Source organism: Streptomyces sp. NBC_01381, from assembly GCF_026340305.1.
Lineage (GTDB): Bacteria > Actinomycetota > Actinomycetes > Streptomycetales > Streptomycetaceae > Streptomyces.
Window position 1 is genome coordinate 2047792 of the sequence record NZ_JAPEPI010000001.1, and the last position, 18420, is coordinate 2066211.

General features: G+C 68.6%; 22 protein-coding genes, 1 tRNA gene and 1 riboswitch. Of the genes, 14 read left to right on the forward strand and 9 right to left on the reverse strand.

The features are described from left to right. Positions 1-5 precede the first annotated feature (5 nt). Positions 6-959 carry a PLP-dependent cysteine synthase family protein gene (locus tag OG453_RS09795; RefSeq protein WP_266866523.1) on the forward strand — a complete coding sequence of 318 codons (954 nt, stop codon included), beginning with the start codon at positions 6-8 and terminating at the stop codon, positions 957-959. Positions 960-1032: 73 nt separating this feature from the next. On the opposite strand, the gene OG453_RS09800 is transcribed toward OG453_RS09795, so the two are convergent. Both OG453_RS09800 and OG453_RS09805 read right to left on the reverse strand, forming a co-directional pair. Continuing rightward, positions 1033-1494 (reverse strand): type II toxin-antitoxin system PemK/MazF family toxin, encoded by a 462-nt coding sequence (locus OG453_RS09800; protein WP_266866524.1) that lies wholly within the window; start codon positions 1492-1494, stop codon positions 1033-1035. A 44-nt stretch (positions 1495-1538) separates the two neighbouring features. Next, positions 1539-1829: a hypothetical protein gene (locus OG453_RS09805; RefSeq protein ID WP_266866525.1), complete on the reverse strand. Its 291-nt coding sequence runs from the start codon at positions 1827-1829 to the stop codon at positions 1539-1541. 378 nt (positions 1830-2207) lie between these two features. Here OG453_RS09805 and OG453_RS09810 point away from each other — a divergent pair, with 378 nt between their 5' ends. Then, positions 2208-2960, forward strand: coding sequence for an MBL fold metallo-hydrolase (locus OG453_RS09810; protein ID WP_266866527.1), 753 nt, complete (start codon positions 2208-2210; stop codon positions 2958-2960). A gap of 78 nt (positions 2961-3038) precedes the next feature. Here the strand turns inward: OG453_RS09810 and OG453_RS09815 are convergent, their stop codons facing one another. Together OG453_RS09815 and OG453_RS09820 are read right to left on the reverse strand one after the other, a co-directional pair. Continuing rightward, positions 3039-4304: a PTS transporter subunit EIIC gene (locus OG453_RS09815; protein WP_266866529.1), complete on the reverse strand. Its 1266-nt coding sequence runs from the start codon at positions 4302-4304 to the stop codon at positions 3039-3041. A gap of 246 nt (positions 4305-4550) precedes the next feature. Then, a complete protein-coding gene (locus tag OG453_RS09820) occupies positions 4551-5837 on the reverse strand; it encodes a PTS transporter subunit EIIC (RefSeq protein ID WP_266866531.1) in 1287 nt (428 codons plus the stop codon). Positions 5838-6059: 222 nt separating this feature from the next. On the opposite strand from OG453_RS09820, the gene OG453_RS09825 reads away from it, so the two are divergent. The 5 genes from OG453_RS09825 (at position 6060) to rdgB (ending at position 8827) form a co-directional block, all read left to right on the forward strand. Next, entirely contained in the window at positions 6060-6293 is a 234-nt protein-coding gene (locus OG453_RS09825; protein WP_135330865.1) for a glucose PTS transporter subunit EIIB, read from the forward strand. A gap of 75 nt (positions 6294-6368) precedes the next feature. Next, the gene (rph, locus tag OG453_RS09830) at positions 6369-7118 is read left to right on the forward strand and encodes a ribonuclease PH (protein ID WP_266866534.1); all 750 of its coding nucleotides are present in this window, start codon (positions 6369-6371) and stop codon (positions 7116-7118) included. A 129-nt stretch (positions 7119-7247) separates the two neighbouring features. After that, positions 7248-7640 carry a hypothetical protein gene (locus OG453_RS09835; protein ID WP_266866536.1) on the forward strand — a complete coding sequence of 131 codons (393 nt, stop codon included), beginning with the start codon at positions 7248-7250 and terminating at the stop codon, positions 7638-7640. A 157-nt stretch (positions 7641-7797) separates the two neighbouring features. Beyond that, complete coding sequence (locus tag OG453_RS09840; protein ID WP_266866538.1) at positions 7798-8193, forward strand: hypothetical protein; 396 nt, start codon at positions 7798-7800, stop codon at positions 8191-8193. A gap of 28 nt (positions 8194-8221) precedes the next feature. Then, positions 8222-8827, forward strand: a complete 606-nt coding sequence (gene rdgB / locus OG453_RS09845; RefSeq protein ID WP_266866540.1) for an RdgB/HAM1 family non-canonical purine NTP pyrophosphatase — start codon at positions 8222-8224, stop codon at positions 8825-8827. 59 nt (positions 8828-8886) lie between these two features. Here the strand turns inward: rdgB and OG453_RS09850 are convergent. The 4 genes from OG453_RS09850 to bcp form a co-directional block, all read right to left on the reverse strand. After that, positions 8887-8963, reverse strand: a tRNA-Leu gene (locus OG453_RS09850). Between the two features lie 55 nt (positions 8964-9018). Further along, positions 9019-9681, reverse strand: coding sequence for an HNH endonuclease (locus OG453_RS09855; protein ID WP_266866542.1), 663 nt, complete (start codon positions 9679-9681; stop codon positions 9019-9021). Next, positions 9678-10325, reverse strand: coding sequence for an HNH endonuclease (locus tag OG453_RS09860; protein WP_266866544.1), 648 nt, complete (start codon positions 10323-10325; stop codon positions 9678-9680). The genes OG453_RS09855 and OG453_RS09860 overlap by 4 nt, the downstream gene beginning before the upstream one ends. A gap of 148 nt (positions 10326-10473) precedes the next feature. Further along, positions 10474-10941 (reverse strand): thioredoxin-dependent thiol peroxidase, encoded by a 468-nt coding sequence (bcp, locus tag OG453_RS09865; RefSeq protein WP_266866546.1) that lies wholly within the window; start codon positions 10939-10941, stop codon positions 10474-10476. 157 nt (positions 10942-11098) lie between these two features. Here bcp and OG453_RS09870 point away from each other — a divergent pair, with 157 nt between their 5' ends. The 3 genes from OG453_RS09870 to OG453_RS09880 all read left to right on the forward strand — a co-directional run bounded on the left by OG453_RS09870 (position 11099) and on the right by OG453_RS09880 (position 12317). After that, entirely contained in the window at positions 11099-11428 is a 330-nt protein-coding gene (locus OG453_RS09870; RefSeq protein WP_266866547.1) for a DUF3618 domain-containing protein, read from the forward strand. Between the two features lie 97 nt (positions 11429-11525). Further along, positions 11526-11828, forward strand: a complete 303-nt coding sequence (locus tag OG453_RS09875; RefSeq protein ID WP_190080540.1) for a co-chaperone GroES — start codon at positions 11526-11528, stop codon at positions 11826-11828. Positions 11829-11884: 56 nt separating this feature from the next. Beyond that, positions 11885-11949: riboswitch (guanidine-III (ykkC-III) riboswitch) on the forward strand. 47 nt (positions 11950-11996) lie between these two features. Then, the gene (locus OG453_RS09880) at positions 11997-12317 is read left to right on the forward strand and encodes a multidrug efflux SMR transporter (protein WP_160505255.1); all 321 of its coding nucleotides are present in this window, start codon (positions 11997-11999) and stop codon (positions 12315-12317) included. Here the strand turns inward: OG453_RS09880 and OG453_RS09885 are convergent, their stop codons facing one another. Continuing rightward, positions 12318-14822, reverse strand: a complete 2505-nt coding sequence (locus tag OG453_RS09885) for a transglycosylase domain-containing protein (protein WP_266866550.1) — start codon at positions 14820-14822, stop codon at positions 12318-12320. Positions 14823-15008: 186 nt separating this feature from the next. Between OG453_RS09885 and OG453_RS09890 the strand changes: the two genes are divergently transcribed. Genes OG453_RS09890 through OG453_RS09905 form a run of 4 tightly spaced genes read left to right on the forward strand, consistent with a single transcriptional unit; the run spans position 15009 to position 18390 of the window. Beyond that, complete coding sequence (locus tag OG453_RS09890) at positions 15009-15830, forward strand: ABC-2 family transporter protein (protein ID WP_266866552.1); 822 nt, start codon at positions 15009-15011, stop codon at positions 15828-15830. A 49-nt stretch (positions 15831-15879) separates the two neighbouring features. Then, entirely contained in the window at positions 15880-16644 is a 765-nt protein-coding gene (locus tag OG453_RS09895; RefSeq protein ID WP_266869778.1) for an ABC transporter permease, read from the forward strand. Between the two features lie 6 nt (positions 16645-16650). Continuing rightward, entirely contained in the window at positions 16651-17616 is a 966-nt protein-coding gene (locus OG453_RS09900) for an ATP-binding cassette domain-containing protein (RefSeq protein WP_266866553.1), read from the forward strand. Between the two features lie 33 nt (positions 17617-17649). Then, positions 17650-18390 carry a DUF1707 domain-containing protein gene (locus OG453_RS09905; RefSeq protein ID WP_266866555.1) on the forward strand — a complete coding sequence of 247 codons (741 nt, stop codon included), beginning with the start codon at positions 17650-17652 and terminating at the stop codon, positions 18388-18390. The last annotated feature ends 30 nt before the right edge of the window (positions 18391-18420 follow it).

The window sequence follows — 18420 nt, forward strand, 5'->3', positions numbered from 1 at the left end:
CCCGGATGCCTCGCTACGACTCCCCGCTGGCGGCCGTGGGCAACACGCCCCTGGTCCGTCTGCCGAGCCTGTCCCCATCGGACGACGTACGCATCTGGGCGAAGCTGGAGGACCGGAACCCGACCGGTTCCATCAAGGACCGCCCGGCCCTTCACATGGTCGAACAGGCGGAGAAGGACGGGCGGTTGACGCCCGGCTGCACGATCCTGGAGCCGACGTCCGGCAACACCGGCATCTCGCTCGCGATGGCGGCCAAGCTCAAGGGCTACAACATCGTGTGCGTCATGCCGGAGAACACCTCGCAGGAGCGGCGTGACCTCCTCGCCATGTGGGGCGCGGAGATCATCTCCTCCCCGGCGGCGGGCGGCTCCAACACGGCGGTGCGCGTCGCCAAGGAGCTGGCGGCGGAGCACCCGGACTGGGTGATGCTCTACCAGTACGGGAACCCGGACAACGCGGGCGCGCACTATGCGACGACCGGCCCGGAGATCCTCGCGGACCTGCCCTCCATCACCCACTTCGTGGCGGGCCTCGGCACGACGGGCACGCTGATGGGCGTCGGCCGTTTCCTGCGCGAGCAGAAGCCGGACATCAAGATCGTCGCGGCGGAGCCCCGCTACGACGACCTCGTCTACGGCCTGCGGAACCTGGACGAGGGCTTCGTCCCCGAGCTGTACGACGCGTCCGTCCTGACGTCCCGGTTCTCCGTCGGCTCGGCGGACGCGGTGACGCGCACGCGGGAGCTGCTCCAGCAGGAGGGCATCTTCGCGGGCGTCTCCACCGGGGCCGCGCTGCACGCCGCGATCGGCGTGGGCAAGAAGGCGGTGGCGGCGGGGGAGTCCGCCGACATCGTCTTCGTCGTGGCCGACGGCGGCTGGAAGTACCTGTCGACGGGCGTCTACACGGCACCGACGACCGAGGCGGCCATCGAGACCCTGCAGGGGCAACTCTGGGCGTAGGGCGGTCGCTGCGGCGCCTTGCCTGCAAACTCCGGACGGGCTGGATCCTCCAGCCCGTCCGCCGTTGTACGTCCTACCCCGCCAAGTGCCGGACCTGATCCCAGAGCGCCGGGTCCACGATCCCCGCCCGTCTCCGGAACTCCCACACCGGCACGTCCCGCAGCTCGTCCGTCTCCAGGAAGCTGGGCCGGCCGTGCGCGTCCCCGACGGAGCCGGGCGGCAGCGGAATCACCCCGGCCCGCTCGTCGTGGTACTTGCTGGTGATCTTCGCGACGACCGCGCTCTCGCCCCGCACCGACAGCACGAGACAGGGCCGGTCCTTGCCCCCGGGCCCGTCCTCGTACGGCACCTTCGCCCACCAGATCTCCGCCGGCTTCGGCGCGGGCAGCCTGCGCCGCGGCCCGCGCGGCCGGCCCGGCGGCCGGGTGGTCCGCCCGCGGGGGCCGCGGCTGCCGCGACCCCGGCCGTCCACCACCGCGGCGACCACGGCGAGCACCACCACAGCGGCAAGGGCGAGCCACCATGACGTATCCATACCGCAGACGGTACCGGCGCGCCCCGGCTCTCGCGCTCGGCTATCTACGGGGCCGCCGGGATCAGGGAGTTGTGAAGCTCGACGACCACCGTGTCGAACGGTGGCGCTCCAAGCTCCGTCGCGGCCGGGATGACCGTCCCTTCCAGGAAGCGCCGGAACGCGTCTTCCGACTCCCATACGTCGATGACTTGCCAGCCACCCGCTTCGCGAGGCGCCCCGAAGTGGGCGATGAGCCCAGGGGGTGGATTCGTGCGGTCCGGGATCACCCGGTCGAAGGCCGCGTCGTAAAGCTCCTGGGTCCAGTCGGCGCTTTGGTTGTGTACCAGCACTGCCATGCGCGGATCCCTCGATTCACAGTTGGCGTCAGCTCTTGGTTTCCGACGCTAAATCCGCAGATCGGCGACAGCGAGCGCAGCTGAGCCGCCCTGCGCCGTCCGGTGTAACGCGGTGTGATGTGCCCTGGATGTGCCCTGCATGTGTCCTCGGGCCTGAACTCGAACAACTGGGCGCCAGATGGCATCCGAACCGGTGACAGCGCAGGTGAGTTCTCCCACAACGGCCCACGACAGAGGAGCGACCGGCCCTTTTGCGCCTTACGCTCGACGGATCGCAGAACTCCTCGAAACTCCTCGAAGGGCCTCTCACAGGCTCTTCGCGAGCTCCCCGCAAGGCTCCTGCACAACCCCCGTTTCGCCCCCGGAGGTTCCAGCTCCATGAAGCTCACCGTCGTCGGCTGCTCGGGGTCGTTTCCGTCCGCGGACTCGGCCTGCTCGAGCTACCTCGTCGAGGCCGACGGCTTCCGGCTGCTGCTCGACATGGGCAATGGCGCCCTGGGCGAGCTGCAGCGCCATGTCGGTCTCTACGACCTCGACGCGATCTTCCTCAGCCATCTGCACGCCGACCACTGCATCGACATGTGCGCCTACTTCGTGGCGCGCTACTACCGGCACGACGGCGGCCGCTGCGCCCCCATCCCGGTCTACGGCCCCGAAGGCACCGAGCAGCGCCTGACGACCGCGTACGCGGACACGCCGTCGGCCTCCTCCATGAGCGAGGTCTTCGACTTCCACACGGTCAAGCCGGCCACCTTCGAGATCGGGCCCTTCACGGTCCGTACGGAGAAGATGCGGCACCCGGTGGAGGCGTACGCCATCCGCGTCGAGCACGGCGGCAAGGCACTCACGTACTCGGGAGACACCGGTGTGTGCGACGCGCTCGACGAACTCGCCGCGGACACCGATCTGTTCCTCTGCGAGGCGGCCTTCACGCACGGCAAGGAGAGCATCCCCGACCTGCACCTCAACGGCCGCGAGGCCGGCGAGTCCGCCCGCCGGGCCGACGCACGGCGGCTCGTGCTCACCCACATCCCGCCGTGGACGGACCCGCAGGTCAACCTGGCGGACGCCCGTGCGGTGTACGGCGGCCCGGCCGAGATCGCGGTGCCGGGCAGGTCGTACGAGGTCTAGGCGGCCCACAGAACACCAAGAAGCCCCTCGCCGTCGGTGACGACGGCGAGGGGCTTCTTCTCTGAACTGCGGCTGAGGCTACTTCGACTCGGCCTTCAGGAGCTCGGCGAGCTCCTCGTCGGACTCGCGGCCCGGCGTCGGCAGGTTCCACTTGGTGATCGCGAAGCGGAAGACCACGTAGTAGACCGCGGCGAAGCAGAGACCGACAAGGGCCAGGCCCCATGGGTTGCTCGCGATGCCGAGGTTGAGGAAGAAGTCGACCGCTCCCGCCGAGAAGCCGAAGCCGTCCTTCATGCCGAGCGCCCAGGTCAGGGCCATGGAGACACCGGTGAGCACCGCGTGGATCGCGTACAGGACCGGCGCGATGAACATGAAGGTGAACTCGATCGGCTCGGTCACACCGGTCACGAACGCGGTGAGCGCGAGCGAGAACATCATGCCGCCGACGACCTTGCGGCGCTCGGGACGGGCGCAGTGGACGATCGCGAGGCAGGCCGCCGGGAGGGCGAACATCATGATCGGGAAGAAGCCGGTCATGAACTGGCCCGCGGTCGGATCACCGGCCAGGAAGCGGTTGATGTCGCCGCTCTTGCCCTCGTACGAACCGGCCTGGAACCACGGGAAGGAGTTCAGGAGGTGGTGCATGCCGACCGGGATCAGCGCGCGGTTGGCGACACCGAAGATGCCCGCGCCCACGGCGCCCGAACCGACGAGCCACTCGCCGAAGTTGTGCAGGCCCGTGCCGAGGACCGGCCAGATGTAACCGAAGACGATGCCGAGGAGCAGGCCCGCGAAGGCCGACAGGATCGGGACGAGGCGGCGGCCGCCGAAGAAGCCGGCCCAGTCGGGCAGCTTGGTCCGGTAGAACTTCTGGTAGAGCAGCGCGACGACGATGCCCATCACGACGCCGCCGAGGACCTTGGCGTCCACGGGTGCCTCGGTCATGACTATCTTGCCGTCGACGACCTTGGCGATCTTGTCCAGGTTCGGGTCGGTGAACGTGGCGAGCACGTTCTTGAAGACCAGGTAGCCGGTGACGGCGGCGAGCGCGGTCGAGCCGTCCGACTTCTTGGCGAAGCCGATCGCGATGCCGACGGCGAACAGCAGCGCCATGTTGTCGAGAATGGCGTTGCCGCCCGCGGCCATGAAGCCGGCGATCTTCGTGACGAAGGTCGGGAACGACTCGCGTCCCAGCATGTCGGGGTTGCCGAGGCGGACGAGCAGGGCGCCTGCGGGCAGCACGGCGACCGGCAGCATCAGGCTGCGGCCGATGCGCTGCATGACAGCCATCGCGCCGGCGCCCTTCTTCTTCTCGGCCGCGGGAGCGGAACTGGCCGTGGACACAACTTCCTCCAGTGGGCAAGGCGCCGCCTGGGACAAGGAAGTGGGGGACGGCGGCGTCTCCGGGGGCCGCGGCGGGACGGCCGCGTGGTCTACACCATTAAGTGGTGTAGACCTGTTGTAGCACGGTGAAGGTGACGTAAGGAACCCACGAGTTTTGTGGGGTCGGCCATAACGCGAAATGAACGGCAAAAGACCCCCGGATCGTGGATCCGGGGGTCCTTCGCGGAGGGCGTGAAGGGTGGGCGGTCAGGCCTTGGTGACGTCCTCGACCTCGTCCTCCGGCTCGCGGCCAGGGGTCTTCAGATCGAACTTGGTGATCGCGAAGCGGAAGATGACGTAATACACCAGCGCGAAGCCCAGACCGATCGGAATGATCATCCATGGCTTGGTGGCGAGACCCCAGTTGATCACGTAGTCGATGAGGCCCGCGGAGAAGCTGAAGCCGTCCTTGACGCCCAGTCCCCAGGTCACCGCCATCGAGACGCCGGTGAGGATCGCGTGGACCACGTACAGGAGGGGCGCGATGAAGACGAAGGAGTACTCGATCGGCTCGGTGATGCCCGTGACGAACGAGGTCAGCGCCAGCGAGACCATCATGCCCCCGACCGCCTTGCGCCGTTCGGGCCGCGCGCAGTGGTACATCGCGAGGCAGGCCGCGGGGAGGGCGAACATCATGATCGGGAAGAAGCCGGTCTGGTAGATGCCGGCACTCGGGTCCCCGCTGAGGAACATGTTGATGTCACCGTGCACCGTGGTGCCGTCCGGCTTGGTGTACGAGCCGAACTGGAACCACAGCGGGACGTTCAGGAACTGGTGCAGGCCGATCACGAGCAGGGCGCGGTTGGCGACACCGAAGATGCCCGAACCCCAGGCACCCAGACCCTCCAGCCAGTCGGAGAAGCTCTCCAGGCCGTCACCGACCGGCGGCCAGACCCACAGGCACAGCACCGCGAAGACGATGCCGATGAACGCCATGATGATCGGGACGAGCCGGCGGCCGTTGAAGAAGCCGAGCCAGGAGACCAGTCGGGTGCGGTGGAAGCGGACCCAGAAGAAGGCCGCGAGCAGGCCCATGATGATGCCGCCGAAGACGCCCGGATTCTGGTACGTGAAGACGGTCACGGTCCCGTCCTCGACCTGACAGCCCGTCATCACCGCCTTCGATCCGCCCGGGCAGTCGTCCGGGAAAGCGTGCAGCACACCCCGGTAGACGAGGAAGCCGGCCACCGCCGCGAGCGCCGTCGAGCCGTCCGCCTTCTTGGCCATGCCGATCGCGACGCCGATGCAGAACAGCAGCGGCAGACCCAGGTCGGCGTCGAGCAGGGCGCCGCCCGCGCCGGCGAAGACCCTGGCGACATCGGTCCAGCCGAGGCCGTCGGCGCCGAAGACGTCGGGCTGCCCGAGGCGGTTGACGATGCCCGCGGCAGGGAGCACGGCGATGGGCAACTGCAGGCTGCGCCCCATCTTCTGGAGCCCCTGGAAGAAGGTGCTCCAAGGGCTCGGCCGTGGTGCTGCGGCAGCGTTCGCACTCATGGGCGTCCTCCCGGAACGAGCCAGGTTTGGCGGTCGTGGAAAACTGGTGTAGACCAGTTGCGGAACGGGTGGGGGTGCTGTCCCGAGAGGGGTGACACCTTGATCGTCATCATTGGTCACGAGTGCCGTAACCGCCCGCGAAGATGCTCCAACCGTGCGTTACCGTGACAAAGCGGACCTACGGTGTGGTGAGGCCGCGTCCTTAGGAACAGGGAGAACACCATGGCCAGCAAGGCTGAGAAGATCGTTGCCGGGCTCGGCGGCATCGACAACATCGACGAGATCGAGGGCTGCATCACCCGCCTTCGCACCGAGGTCCACGACCCGAGCCTCGTCGACGAGGCCGCGCTGAAGGCCGCAGGCGCCCACGGCGTCGTCAAGATGGGCACCGCGATCCAGGTCGTCATCGGCACCGACGCCGACCCGATCGCCGCAGACATCGAAGACATGATGTGAGTCTCTGAACTCACCGCTGAGGGGCCCCTCCTACCTGGCGGGGCCCCTCAGCCATGTCCGGATAGGCTCAACCCCATGTCCTCACAGCCCCGCATCGACGGCCGCACCCCCGAACAGCTCCGCCCCATCACCATCGAGCGCGGCTGGAGCAAGCACGCCGAGGGCTCCGTCCTCATCTCCTTCGGCGACACCAAGGTCTTCTGCACCGCCTCCGTCACCGAAGGCGTGCCGCGCTGGCGCAAGGGCAGCGGCGAAGGCTGGGTCACCGCCGAGTACTCGATGCTGCCGCGCTCCACCAACACCCGCGGCGACCGCGAATCCGTACGCGGCAAGATCGGCGGCCGCACCCACGAGATCAGCCGCCTCATCGGCAGGTCGCTGCGCGCCGTCATCGACTACAAGGCACTCGGCGAGAACACCATCGTCCTGGACTGCGACGTCCTCCAGGCCGACGGCGGCACCCGCACCGCCGCCATCACCGGCGCGTACGTCGCCCTCGCCGACGCCGTCGCCTGGGCCCAGGGCAAGAAGCTCATCAAGCACGGCCGCAAGCCCCTCACCGACACGGTCTCCGCCGTCTCCGTCGGCATCGTCGGCGGCGTACCGCTCCTCGACCTCTGCTACGAGGAAGACGTCAAGGCCGACACCGACATGAACGTCGTCTGCACCGGCGACGGCCGCTTCGTCGAGGTCCAAGGCACCGCCGAGGCCGAGCCGTTCGACCGCAAGGAGCTCAACGCGCTCCTCGACCTCGCCGTCGGCGGCTGCGACGAACTGGCCGCGCTCCAGCGCCAGGCACTGGAAGCGATCCTCCAGAACGGCTGAATCGCACTGCCCGCGCCGCCGGTTGACGGCAGCCGGTCAACCGTCCGATCCCCGACGGCGTTGTCACGGATACGACGGGCGCGCGGGCCAGGCCGCGCGCTCACCCGTGTCCCGGGGAGGGCTTCACCCATGGCCGCGCGTCACCGCCGTCTCGTCGTCGCCACCGTCACGACCCTGCTGCTCGTCCCAGGAGCCCTCGGACTCGCCGCCTGCGAGCCGGGCGACGCCGTGGACTGCGTCCGCGCCGCCGACGCGGTCTCCGACGGCGCCGACGCCCTGCGCAAGGCCGCCCAGGAGGCGGCCCTCTACCCGGAGAAGGCCGACGAGTCGTTCGGCAGCATCACGTCGGACCTCGACGAGATCCGCGACAAGAACGACGACCAGGACATCCGCGACGCCGTCGACGAGATGCAGAAGGCAGTGGACAACGTCGAAGAAGCGGTCGACGACGGCGACAGGACCCCGGACCTCACCCCCGTCGTGAACGCGGGCCGCAAGGTCACCAAAGCCTGCACCCCGTAAGGTCATCAAGGCCGTCCGCCGGCCCGCAGCGATCAAGTAAATGCACGGGTCACCGATCCGGCAAGCAACCATCAAGCCCCTTAGGGGCGTTCTTACGAGTACGGGCGCGCGGGCCAAGCCGTGCGCCCGTCCGCACCCCCTGGGGAGGGACCGAACCATGGCCGCGCGCCACCGACGTATCGCCACCGCCGTCACCGCCGTCCTGATCGCCGTGCCGGCAGGCATCGGCCTTGTCGGCTGCGACGCCGTCAACAAGGCGCTCGACTGCGTCCAGACCGCCGACTCCATCGCCGAGAGCGTCACCGACCTGCAGACGGCCGTCGAGAACGCGGCCGACGACCCGACACAGGCCGACAAGGCACTCGACGACATCGGCAAGAACCTCGACGAGATCGGCGACAAGACCGACGACGCCGACGTGAACAAGGCCGTCGACGACCTCGACAAGGCCGTCGACAACGTCCGCCAGGCCATCAAGGACGGCGACGCCACCCCGGACGTCGGCCCGGTGACGGACGCGGCCGGCGAACTGACCAAGGTCTGCACGCCGTAGCGGAAAGCGGGCGCGGATACTGGTGGCCATGACCCGCCTCATCCTCGCCACCCGCAACAACGGCAAGATCACGGAACTGAAGTCGATCCTCGCCGACGCAGGTCTCCCTCACGACCTCGTCGGCGCGGACGCCTACCCCGAGATCCCCGACGTCAGGGAAACCGGCGTGACGTTCGCCGAGAACGCCCTGCTGAAGGCTCACGCGCTCGCCCGCGCCACCGGCCTCCCCGCCGTCGCCGACGACTCCGGCCTCTGCGTCGACGTACTCGGCGGCGCCCCCGGCATCTTCTCCGCCCGCTGGGCAGGCAAACACGGCGACGACCGCGCGAACCTGGACCTCCTCCTGGCCCAACTCGGCGACATCGACACCGACACCCACCGCGGAGCCCACTTCGCCTGCGCCGCGGCCCTGGCTCTGCCGGACGGCACGGAACGCGTGGTCGAGGGCCAACTGCGCGGCGTCCTGCGCCACACCCCGTCGGGCACGAACGGCTTCGGCTACGACCCGATCCTCCAACCGGAGGGCGAGACACGCACGTGCGCGGAGCTCTCCGCCGAGGAGAAGAACGCGATCAGCCATCGGGGGAAGGCGTTTCGGGCGTTGGTGCCGGTGGTTCGGGAGTTGTTGGGCTGAGGGGGCGTACGTACGGCGAAGGCCCGGCTCGCGGGGTGCGCGAGGCGGGCCTTCGGCCTTGGTGCGCCCGGTCGGATTCGAACCGACAACAGCTGGTTCCTAGGACCAGTCTCTCTGCCAATTGGAGTACAGGCGCAAGTAGCGCCGCCTACTTTACCGGGCGAGGTTGTCTGTGGGCGGGGAGAGGGGCATTACGACGCCTGTCGCTGACCACCTCGACACCACGTGGTGGTGATCGCGTGGCAGTTGGGGCACAGCAACCGCAGGTTCTCGCGCCGGTCGTCGCTCCAGTCGCCGTTGATGTGATCGATCTCCAGCGTCATGGGCCGCCCGGTCCAGTGAGGTGGGGCACCGCACTTGTCGCAGCGCTCAGGAAGGCCGACGTCGCGCAGCGCCCGGCGCAGGAGGGCGGTCGTCGTGCGGCGTCGGCCATCGTGCTGGACCAAGATCTCCGCAGCCGCCTTCCTTGGGACCGTACCTGGCTTGCCTCGCTGGTGCGCTTGGCCGAGGAAGTGGGATGTGTCGAGGCCATCCTCGGCGATCCAGCCACGGAACAGCGTTCGCAATCGAGCGTTGTCCGGCCGACCCAGTGAGCGCAACGTGGTCGCGATGGAGGTCGAGTTGTCCACCGCCTGTCGCAATTCCTCAGGTGTCGGGCGAGGCTTGGCCCCACGTGAGCCGAGGCGTGGCAGGTGGGAGATGTCGATGCCGAAGTGGTCGAACCGTTTGAAGAGGTAGCGGTGGAGGGTCCCATAGGGGCGTGTTCCCAGGAATGCGGTGACTTCCTCGATGGTCGAGCACCTCTCTGCCGCCTTCGCCAGTAGCTCCCGCGTGTAGCGGATTGGCTCGCTCATGACTGCCGCCCCTTGGCGCGGCCTCGGTATGTGTCCGTGACTGAGTGGCAGTTGGGGCAGAGGAGGCGCAGATTCTCGACCCGGTTGTTGTGCCAGTCTCCGTCGATGTGGTCGACCTCGAGAGGTAACGAGCACCCCAGCCAGACGGGTTTCATTCCGCAGAGCGCGCAGCACTCTGGTACGCCGACTTCGAGCATCGCCCGCTGCAGCCGGGAGCCGGGCTCGCGCCGGGTTAGCTCTGGGTCTGCGACCAGGAGCTCTGTGGGTGTGCGTCGTCGGCGGTTGTTCCGCATTGATTCGGTGCGTTCTGGAGGCGTGAAGTGCGACGTGTCGATGCCGTAAGCCCTCACGCGACGGCTGATGTGGGTGTGATGGCCCCCGACGACCTCAAGCCCAAGACGCCGCAAGACTTCGCACATGCTCGTAGACGCGGCCACCACCGGTTCGAGGAGCTCCCGCGTCCACCGAGCCCCCTCCCGCTCGAAGTGCGACGTATCCACGCCCAGCTTCTTCATCCGCTCAAGGACGTACCGCCGCGTCGAACTCTTCGGATCCACCCCCAGTTTCACCAGCGCCTCGGACAGCGTCCGTGACGACTTGGCGGCCTCCTCCAGGCGTTCCCTGGTGTACGGACTGACCGGCATCGTTCCCCTCCGTATCCGGCCGCGCGTTCGCAGCCTCGTACGGGCTAACGAACCGATAGTCGGACTGTTACGTCCGAAATGCGGAACGGCCCGTCTCACTTGCGCGGGCAAGTGGGGCGAGCCGTTCCGGAGGTGCGGGGGAGGAGCCTCAGACGCCCAGGTCCCTGATGATCTTGGCTACGTGGCCCGTCGCCTTCACGTTGTAGAAGGCGTGTTCCACCTTGCCCTCCTCGTCGACCACGATCGTCGAGCGGATCACGCCCGTCACCGTCTTGCCGTACAGCTTCTTCTCGCCGAAGGCGCCGTACTCTTCGAGGACCGACTTCGACGGGTCGCCCACCAGCGTCACCTTGAGGTTTTCCTTCTCGCGGAACTTTGCGAGCTTCTCCGGCTTGTCGGGGGAGACGCCGATGACGTCGTAGCCTGCCGCCGCCAGTACGTCCAAGTTGTCCGTGAAGTCGCATGCCTGCTTGGTGCAGCCAGGCGTCAGCGCGGCCGGGTAGAAGTAGACGATGACCTTGCGGCCCTTGTGGGCGGCGAGGGAGACGTCCTTGCCGTCGGCGTCGGGCAGGGTGAAGGCGGGGGCTGTGTCGCCGGGCTGCAGTCGCTCGCTCATCTTCGGTCTCCTCGCGCGGGGTGCTCGTAACAACGTGTGGTGATGGAGTCGAGCGTAATAGGGGTGCCGTGGGGTGCGGTGCGGGTGGAGCTGACAGACTGTCGGGGATACGTATCAGCAGGAGCAGACAGCCGGACACGATCACGGAGGCAGCGCGGTGTCGGACACGTCGGATATCAGGACCCCGGCGCAGATCGAGGCGGACATCAAGCGCCGCCGCGAGACGCTCGCCGAGACCCTCGACGAGATCGGGGTGCGGGTCCACCCGAAGACGATCGTCGGGGACGCCAAGGCCAAGGTCGCGGCGAGCGTGGACAACTCCCTCGGGCGGGTGTACGTGGGGGCGAGCAGGATCGTCTCTGATGTGAAGGGGCATCTCGTCCGTGACGACGGGGCGCCGCGGCTCGAGCGCATCGTGCCGGTGGCGCTGGTGGCCGTGGCGCTCGTGGGGGTCCTGACGGTGTCCTCGCGGCGTCGCAAGGGCTGACCCGGGATCGTACGGGCGTGCCTACGGCAGGTAGGTTCGGGGCGTGAGCGCCAACAGCAAGGGACGCGGTTCCCACGACGACAAGCTGCCCATCCGGATGCTGCACGACCGTGTGCTCGTGCGGCAGGACACCGCCGAGGGCGAGCGCAAGTCGGGCGGCGGCATCCTGATCCCCGCGACCGCCGCCGTCGGCAGGCGTCTGGCCTGGGCGGAAGTGGTCGCCGTCGGGCAGAACGTGCGGGCCGTGGAGCCGGGTGACCGGGTTCTGTACGACCCCGAGGACCGGGCCGAGGTCGAGGTGCGGGGCGTGGCGTACGTGCTGATGCGCGAGCGCGATCTGCATGCCGTGGCCGCCGATCGGTTCGAGGGGTCTGAGGACTCGACCGGTCTGTATCTGTAGGACGGGTAGAGCTTGAGAAAGGGCTGGTGACCATCGTCACCAGCCCTTTTGCGGCTTCTTTGCTACCTTGGAGTTACCCGACGAGACGCGCCGTACCGGGATTCCGCAAAGACGACGCACCCCCAAAGAAGAACGCGTTTCCGCGTTCCTGTTGCCGGAGGTGCCGTCGTGGCATGGGTTCTGTTGATCGTCGCCGGTCTGCTCGAAGTGGGCTGGTCGATCGGGATGAAGTTCACCGAGGGGTTCACGCGGCTGTGGCCGAGTGTGTTCACCGGACTCGGGATCGTCGCGAGCATGATGCTGCTTTCGCACGCCGCCAAGACGCTGCCCATCGGTACCGCGTACGGCGTGTGGGTCGGCATCGGTGCCGCCGGTGCGGCGGTGGTCGGGATGATGGTGCTCGGTGAGCCGGCCACCGCCGCCCGGATCTTCTTTGTCGTTCTGTTGTTGGTTGCTGTGGTGGGGCTGAAGGCGACCTCGGGGCACTGACTACCGGTCGGCGGAAGCGTCTCGCCTTCTGGTGACCGAGTCGTCCGTCAGGCCGCCCAGGGCGCCTCCGTCGGTCGCGCCGCCGTCCGCGGTGCCGCCGTCGGTCTGGCCGCCCTGGGCCGCGCCGCCGTCCGTCTGGCCGCCGTCGACCGCCCCGCCGTCCGTGGCCCCGCCGTCCGTGGCGCCGCCGTCGGTGGCGCCACCGTCCGTCTGGCCCTGGGTCTGGCCCTGGTCCTGGCCTTGGGTCTGGCCTTGCGTCTGCCCTTGGTCCTGCCCCTGCGTCTGGCCCTGGTCCTGGCCGGGGGTCTCCTCCCCGCCGGTGGTCTCTCCGCCGGTCGTCGGGTCCTCGCCGATGTCCGTCGGGTCCGGGATCTCCGGTACGTCGGCGCCCTCCGCCAGCCGCAGGTCGAAGTCCTGGACCGGCTCGCCCTGCAGGGCGTCCCTGGTGAACTGCGCCCAGATCTGCGCCGGGTAGGCGCCGCCGTTGATGCGGGGCTGGCCGAGCGCCCCGTACAGCGGGGTGTGCGCGCCGGTGTCCGGGTCCTGGCCCATCACGGCGACCACCGTGGCGAGTTCGGGGGTGTAGCCCGCGAACCAGGCCGCCTTGTCCTCCTCGGCGGTGCCGGTCTTGCCCGCTGCGGGGCGGCCCGCGGCCTGTGCGGCCGTGCCGGTGCCGCCGTCGACGACGCTCTGCAGGATGGACGTGGTGGTGTCGGCGGCCTCGCGGCTGACCGCCTGCTCGGTGTTCTGCTCGGGCAGTTCGACTTCCTGGCCGCCCTTGGTGACCTTCTCGACCATCGTGTACGTGCCGTGCCTGCCGTGGTTGGCGAGCGTCGCGTACGCCTCCGTCATGTCCAGGACGGAGGCCGTGGACGGGCCGAGCGCGATGGACGGGGACGCGGTCAGGTCGGGCGTGGACTCCGGGACGCCGAGGGCGACGGCCGTGTCCTTGACCTTGCCCGAGCCGACGTCGACTGCCATCTGCGCGTAGACCGAGTTGACGGACTTGTCGGTGGCCTCGCGGACGGTGATGTTGCCGTAGTCGACGTTGTCCTCGTTCTCGGGGGCGTACGTCCCGCCGTCCCAGCCCTGCACCGGGCGCTTGTTGGTGCCGTCGTAGATCGTGTTCGGGGTGATCAGGCGGCCGTCCTGGGTGACCGAGCCGTTCTCCACGGCCGAGGTGAAGACGAACGGCTTGAAGGTGGAGCCCACTTGGTAGTCGCGGCGGGTCGCGTTGTTCACGTACTGCTTCGTGTAGTCGATGCCGCCGTACATCGCGACGACCTTGCCGGTGTCGGGGTCGATGGACGCGCCGCCCGCGCGGACGTTCCGGTCGACCTTGCGGGCGTCCTTGTCGACCTTGGACATCACCTGGTCGTCGACGGCCTCCTTGAAGGCGTCCTGGCGGTCCTTCTGGAGCGTGGTGGTGATGCGGTAGCCGCCCCTGGCGAGGGTGTCCTCGTCGACGATCTTGTTGGTCGTCAGATAGTCCTCTACGGCCTGGACGAGATAGCCGCGCTGCCCGGAGAGGCCGGAGGCGCCCTTGGCCTCCTTGGGCTTCGGGAACTTGATGTTGGCCCGGTCGGACGGGCTGAGCCAGCCCTCCTTGACCATGCCGTCGAGGACGTAGTTCCAGCGGGCCACGGCGCGCGGCTTGTTCTCGGGGTGGGTGGCGACGTCGTACGCGTTGGGGGAGTTGAGGAGCGTCGCCAGGTAGGCGCCCTGCGCGGTGTCCAGGTCGTCGACGTCCTTGCCGAAGTACGCCTGGGCCGCGGCCTGCACGCCGTACGCGTTGCGTCCGAAGTAGCTGGTGTTGAGGTAGCCGGCGAGGATGTCGTCCTTGCTGACCTCGCGGTCCAGCTTGATCGAGATGAAGAACTCCTTCACCTTGCGGGTGACCGTCTGCTCCTGGCCCAGGTAGTAGTTCTTGACGAACTGCTGGGTGATCGTGGAGCCGGACTGTTTGCCCTTGCCGGTGACGGTGTTCCAGGCCGCGCGGATCATCGCCTTGGGGTCGATGGCGGACTCGCTGTAGAAGTCGCGGTCCTCGGCGGCCAGCGCTGCGTGCTGGACCTTCTTGGGGATCTGGCTGAGGGGGACGTTCTCGCGGTTGACCTCGCCGTCGCGGGCGAGCTGGGTGCCGTCGGCGTACAGATAGACGTTGCTCTGTGCGGTGGCCGCCGCGTTGGCCGGGGGGATGTCGACGATGAGGTAGCCGGCGACGAAGCCGCCGACGCAGAGCAGGACGATCAGGATGAAGCCGCCGAGGACCATGCGCCAGGTGGGGAAGATCCGCCGCCAGCCCTTGCGCTTGGGGCGCTTGGGCTTCTTGCCCTTCTTGCCGGTCTGTCCTGCCTGTCCTGTCTGTCCTGTCTGTCCCTCGGGTTCCGGCGCGTCCGCCGGGCCTTCAGGGGTGCCGGAGGCGCCAGGGGTGTCCACAGGTTCGCGGGGCGCCCAGCCCTTGGGCCCTTGGGCACCCTGCTGCTGCGGCTCGTCGCTGCTCATGTCTGGTGGAACTCCCGGTTCGCGTCGTACGTCACGTACGCCTCGTACGAGCCATTGCACACTGTCGATTCGCGCGTTCCGCGCCAGGCACGCGCCGGGCGTGGAAATTGCCTGGCACGGGCGCCATCGACCGCACTAGGCTCCGACCCTTTGGCCCGGAACGGGGCAAGGCTCTCGCTAAAGGGGATGCGTGTGCGTACAGGACGGTTCCGCTTGTACGCGGCCGTCGCCCGGGGAGGGTTCAGGCGGTACGCCACCTACCGGATCGCGACCCTGGCCGGGGTCTTCACGAATACCGTCTTCGGGCTGATCCTCGCGTACACCTACATCGCCCTTTGGGATGAACGGCCGGGGCTCGGCGGCTACGACCAGTCGCAGGCCCTGACGTTCGTGTGGCTGGGGCAGGCGATGCTCACGGTGATGGCGTTGATGGGCGGCGGTTTCGAGGGCGAGCTGATCGAGCGGATCCGTACCGGGGACATCGCGATCGATCTGTACCGGCCGGCCGACCTGCAGGCCTGGTGGCTGGCGAGCGATCTGGGCCGGGCGCTGTTCCAGCTGCTTGGGCGGGGTGTCGTGCCGATGGTGGTCGGCGCGCTCGTCTTCGACCTTGCGCTGCCCACGGATGCGCTGCGCTGGCTTGCGTTCCTGGTGGCGGTCCTGCTGGGCATGGTGGTCAGCTTCGCGATCCGGTTCCTGGTGGCGCTCTCCGCGTTCTGGCTGATGGACGGTGCGGGCGTGTCCCAGATGGCGCTGCTCGCGGGCACCTTCTTCTCGGGGATGCTGCTTCCGCTGAACGTCTTCCCGGGCGCGCTCGGCGAGTTCGCCCGTGCGCTGCCCTGGTCGGCGCTGCTCCAGGTGCCCGCCGACGTGTTCCTCGGCAAGCACACGGGCGTCGGCCTCCTTGCGACGTACGCCTTCCAGATCGGCTGGGCGGCGGCGCTGCTCACGGCCGGGCGGCTGCTGCAGGCCGTGGCGACGCGGCGGGTGGTGGTCCAGGGTGGCTGACCTGGCGCAGGTGCGCAGTGGGCTGCGGGCCTACCGGCTGATCTCGGCCATGTGGATCCGCTCCCTGATGGCGTACCGGATGTCCTTCGCGATGACGGCGCTCGGCAACTTCGCGGTGACCGCGTTCGACTTCGTGGCGATCCTGCTGATGTTCTCGCAGGTGGACCGGCTCGGCGGCTATTCGCTCGCCGAGATCGCTTTCTTGTACGGCACGTCGTGCACGGCCTTCGGCTTCGCGGATCTCGCGATCGGGTCCGTGGACCGTCTCGGCAGGCGGGTCCGTGACGGGACGCTCGACACGCTCCTGGTGCGCCCTGCGCCGGTCATCGCGCAGGTCGCCGCCGACCGCTTCGGGCTGCACCGGCTGGGGCGGGTCACCCAGGGGGCGTCGGTCCTCGTGTACGCGCTGGTGGTGCTGGACATCGACTGGACCGCGCTGAAGGTCCTGATGGTGCCGATGATGCTGCTCGCCGGTGCGGGGATCTTCGCCGCGGTGTTCGTGGCGGGCGCGGCCTTCCAGTTCGTGGCGCAGGACGCCGCCGAGGTGCAGAGTGCCTTTACGTACGGCGGCACCACGCTGCTGCAGTATCCGCCGACCGTCTTCGCCAAGGAGCTGGTGCGGGGCGTCACCTTCGTGCTGCCGCTCGCCTTTGTGAACTGGCTGCCCGCGCTGTACGTCCTGGGGCGGCCCTATCCGCTGGACCTGCCGACGTGGGTGGCGTTCACGCCGCCGCTGGTGGCCGCGGGATCTCTTGCCCTGGCCGGTCTCGCCTGGCGCGCGGGCCTTCGTTCGTACCGCAGCACAGGGAGCTGAACTGCCGTGGAAGCAGACCTCATTGAGCTCGACGGCGTCGAGAAGGTCTTCGACGTACGCAAGAAGTCCGGTTTCCTGCGGCGTGCGAAGCACGAGGTGCGTGCCGTGGACGGCATCTCCTTCACCGTGCCGCGCGGCGAGATGGTCGGCTACATCGGGCCGAACGGCGCGGGCAAGTCGACGACGATCAAGATGCTGACGGGGATTCTGACGCCGAGCGGCGGTCGGCTGCGTGTCGCGGGCATCGACCCGTCCCGTGAGCGGACGCGCCTGGCCCAGCGCATCGGGGTGGTCTTCGGGCAGCGTACGACGCTGTGGTGGGACCTGCCGCTGATCGACTCGTACCGTCTGATGCACCGGATGTACCGGATCCCGGACGCCCGCTACAAGGAAAACCTGGACCGGTGCGTCGAACTCCTCGAACTCGACGTCCTGTTGGACGTCCCGGTGCGTCAACTCTCGCTCGGTCAGCGGATGCGCGGCGACATCGCGGCGGCGCTCCTTCACGATCCGGAGGTCCTGTACCTGGACGAGCCGACGATCGGCCTGGATGTCATCAGCAAGGCCAAAGTCCGGGAGTTCCTGCGGGACTTGAACGCCGAGTCGGGCACGACGGTCCTGCTGACCACGCACGACCTGACCGACATCGAGCAGCTCTGCAAGCGCGTGATGGTCATCGACCACGGGCGTCTGATGTACGACGGTGCCCTCGCGGGGCTGCACGAGGTGGGGGAGAGCGAGCGCACCCTGGTCGTGGACCTGGAGCGGGAGCTTCCGCCCATCGAGGTCGACGGGGCGCGTGTGGTGAAGGTGGAGGGGCCGCGGCAGTGGCTCGCCTTCCCGGCGGCGGAGTCGGCGGCTCCGCTTGTCGCGCGGATCGCGGCCGAGTATCCGATGGCCGACCTCTCGGTCAGGGAGCCCGACATCGAGGCGGTCATCGCCAAGATGTACGCGGAGAAGGTGACTTCGTAGGCTGTCCTTCATGAGTCTCGTAGGCTGCTCCGCATGAGTGAAGAACTCCCCGAACTCCGGGCATCCGACGCCGACCGCGAGCGGGTCGCCGAACAACTCCGGGACGCGATGGCCGAGGGCCGCCTCGACATGACGGAGTTCGAGGAGCGCCTCGACGCGACGTACAAGGCGCGTACATACGGCGAGTTGGCCCCCATCACCCGCGATCTCCCCTCGCACCCCGGCCGGGTGTCCATGGTGAAGCGGCCGGTGAGCGACGACCCCGACGCCATCGACTGGGCCGAGCGGATGGGTGGCGAGGCCACGTCGACCGGGGGCTTCGCCTTCTGGAGCGGCTTCACGCGCAAGGGCGGCTGGACGATCGGGCGGACGTTCACCGCGTTCGCGATGTGGGGCGGCGGCGAGATCGACCTGCGCGAGGCGCGGTTCGCGACGCGCGACGTCGAGATCCGCTGCTACACGATCATGGGCGGCCTGCAGGTCGTCGTCCCGCCGGAGATGAACGTCGTCGTCAAGGGCTTCGGCATCATGGGCGGCTTCGACGACAACGCGACGGGCGTGGGCACCCCCGACTCCCCGCGCGTCCTCGTCAAGGGCTTCGCCCTGATGGGCGGCGTCGGCGTGGACCGCAAGGTGCGCAGGCAGGAGAAGCTGCGGCTCAAGGAAGAGAAGCTGCAGATGAAGGAGCGGCGGCGCCGCGAGCGCCTGGAGCGCCGCGACGAGTGGCGCGAGATGCACGAGCGCAGGCGCAGGGAGCGCCGGGAGCTGGAGTGAGCGTGTGCCGGGGGCTTACGGGCCCCCGGC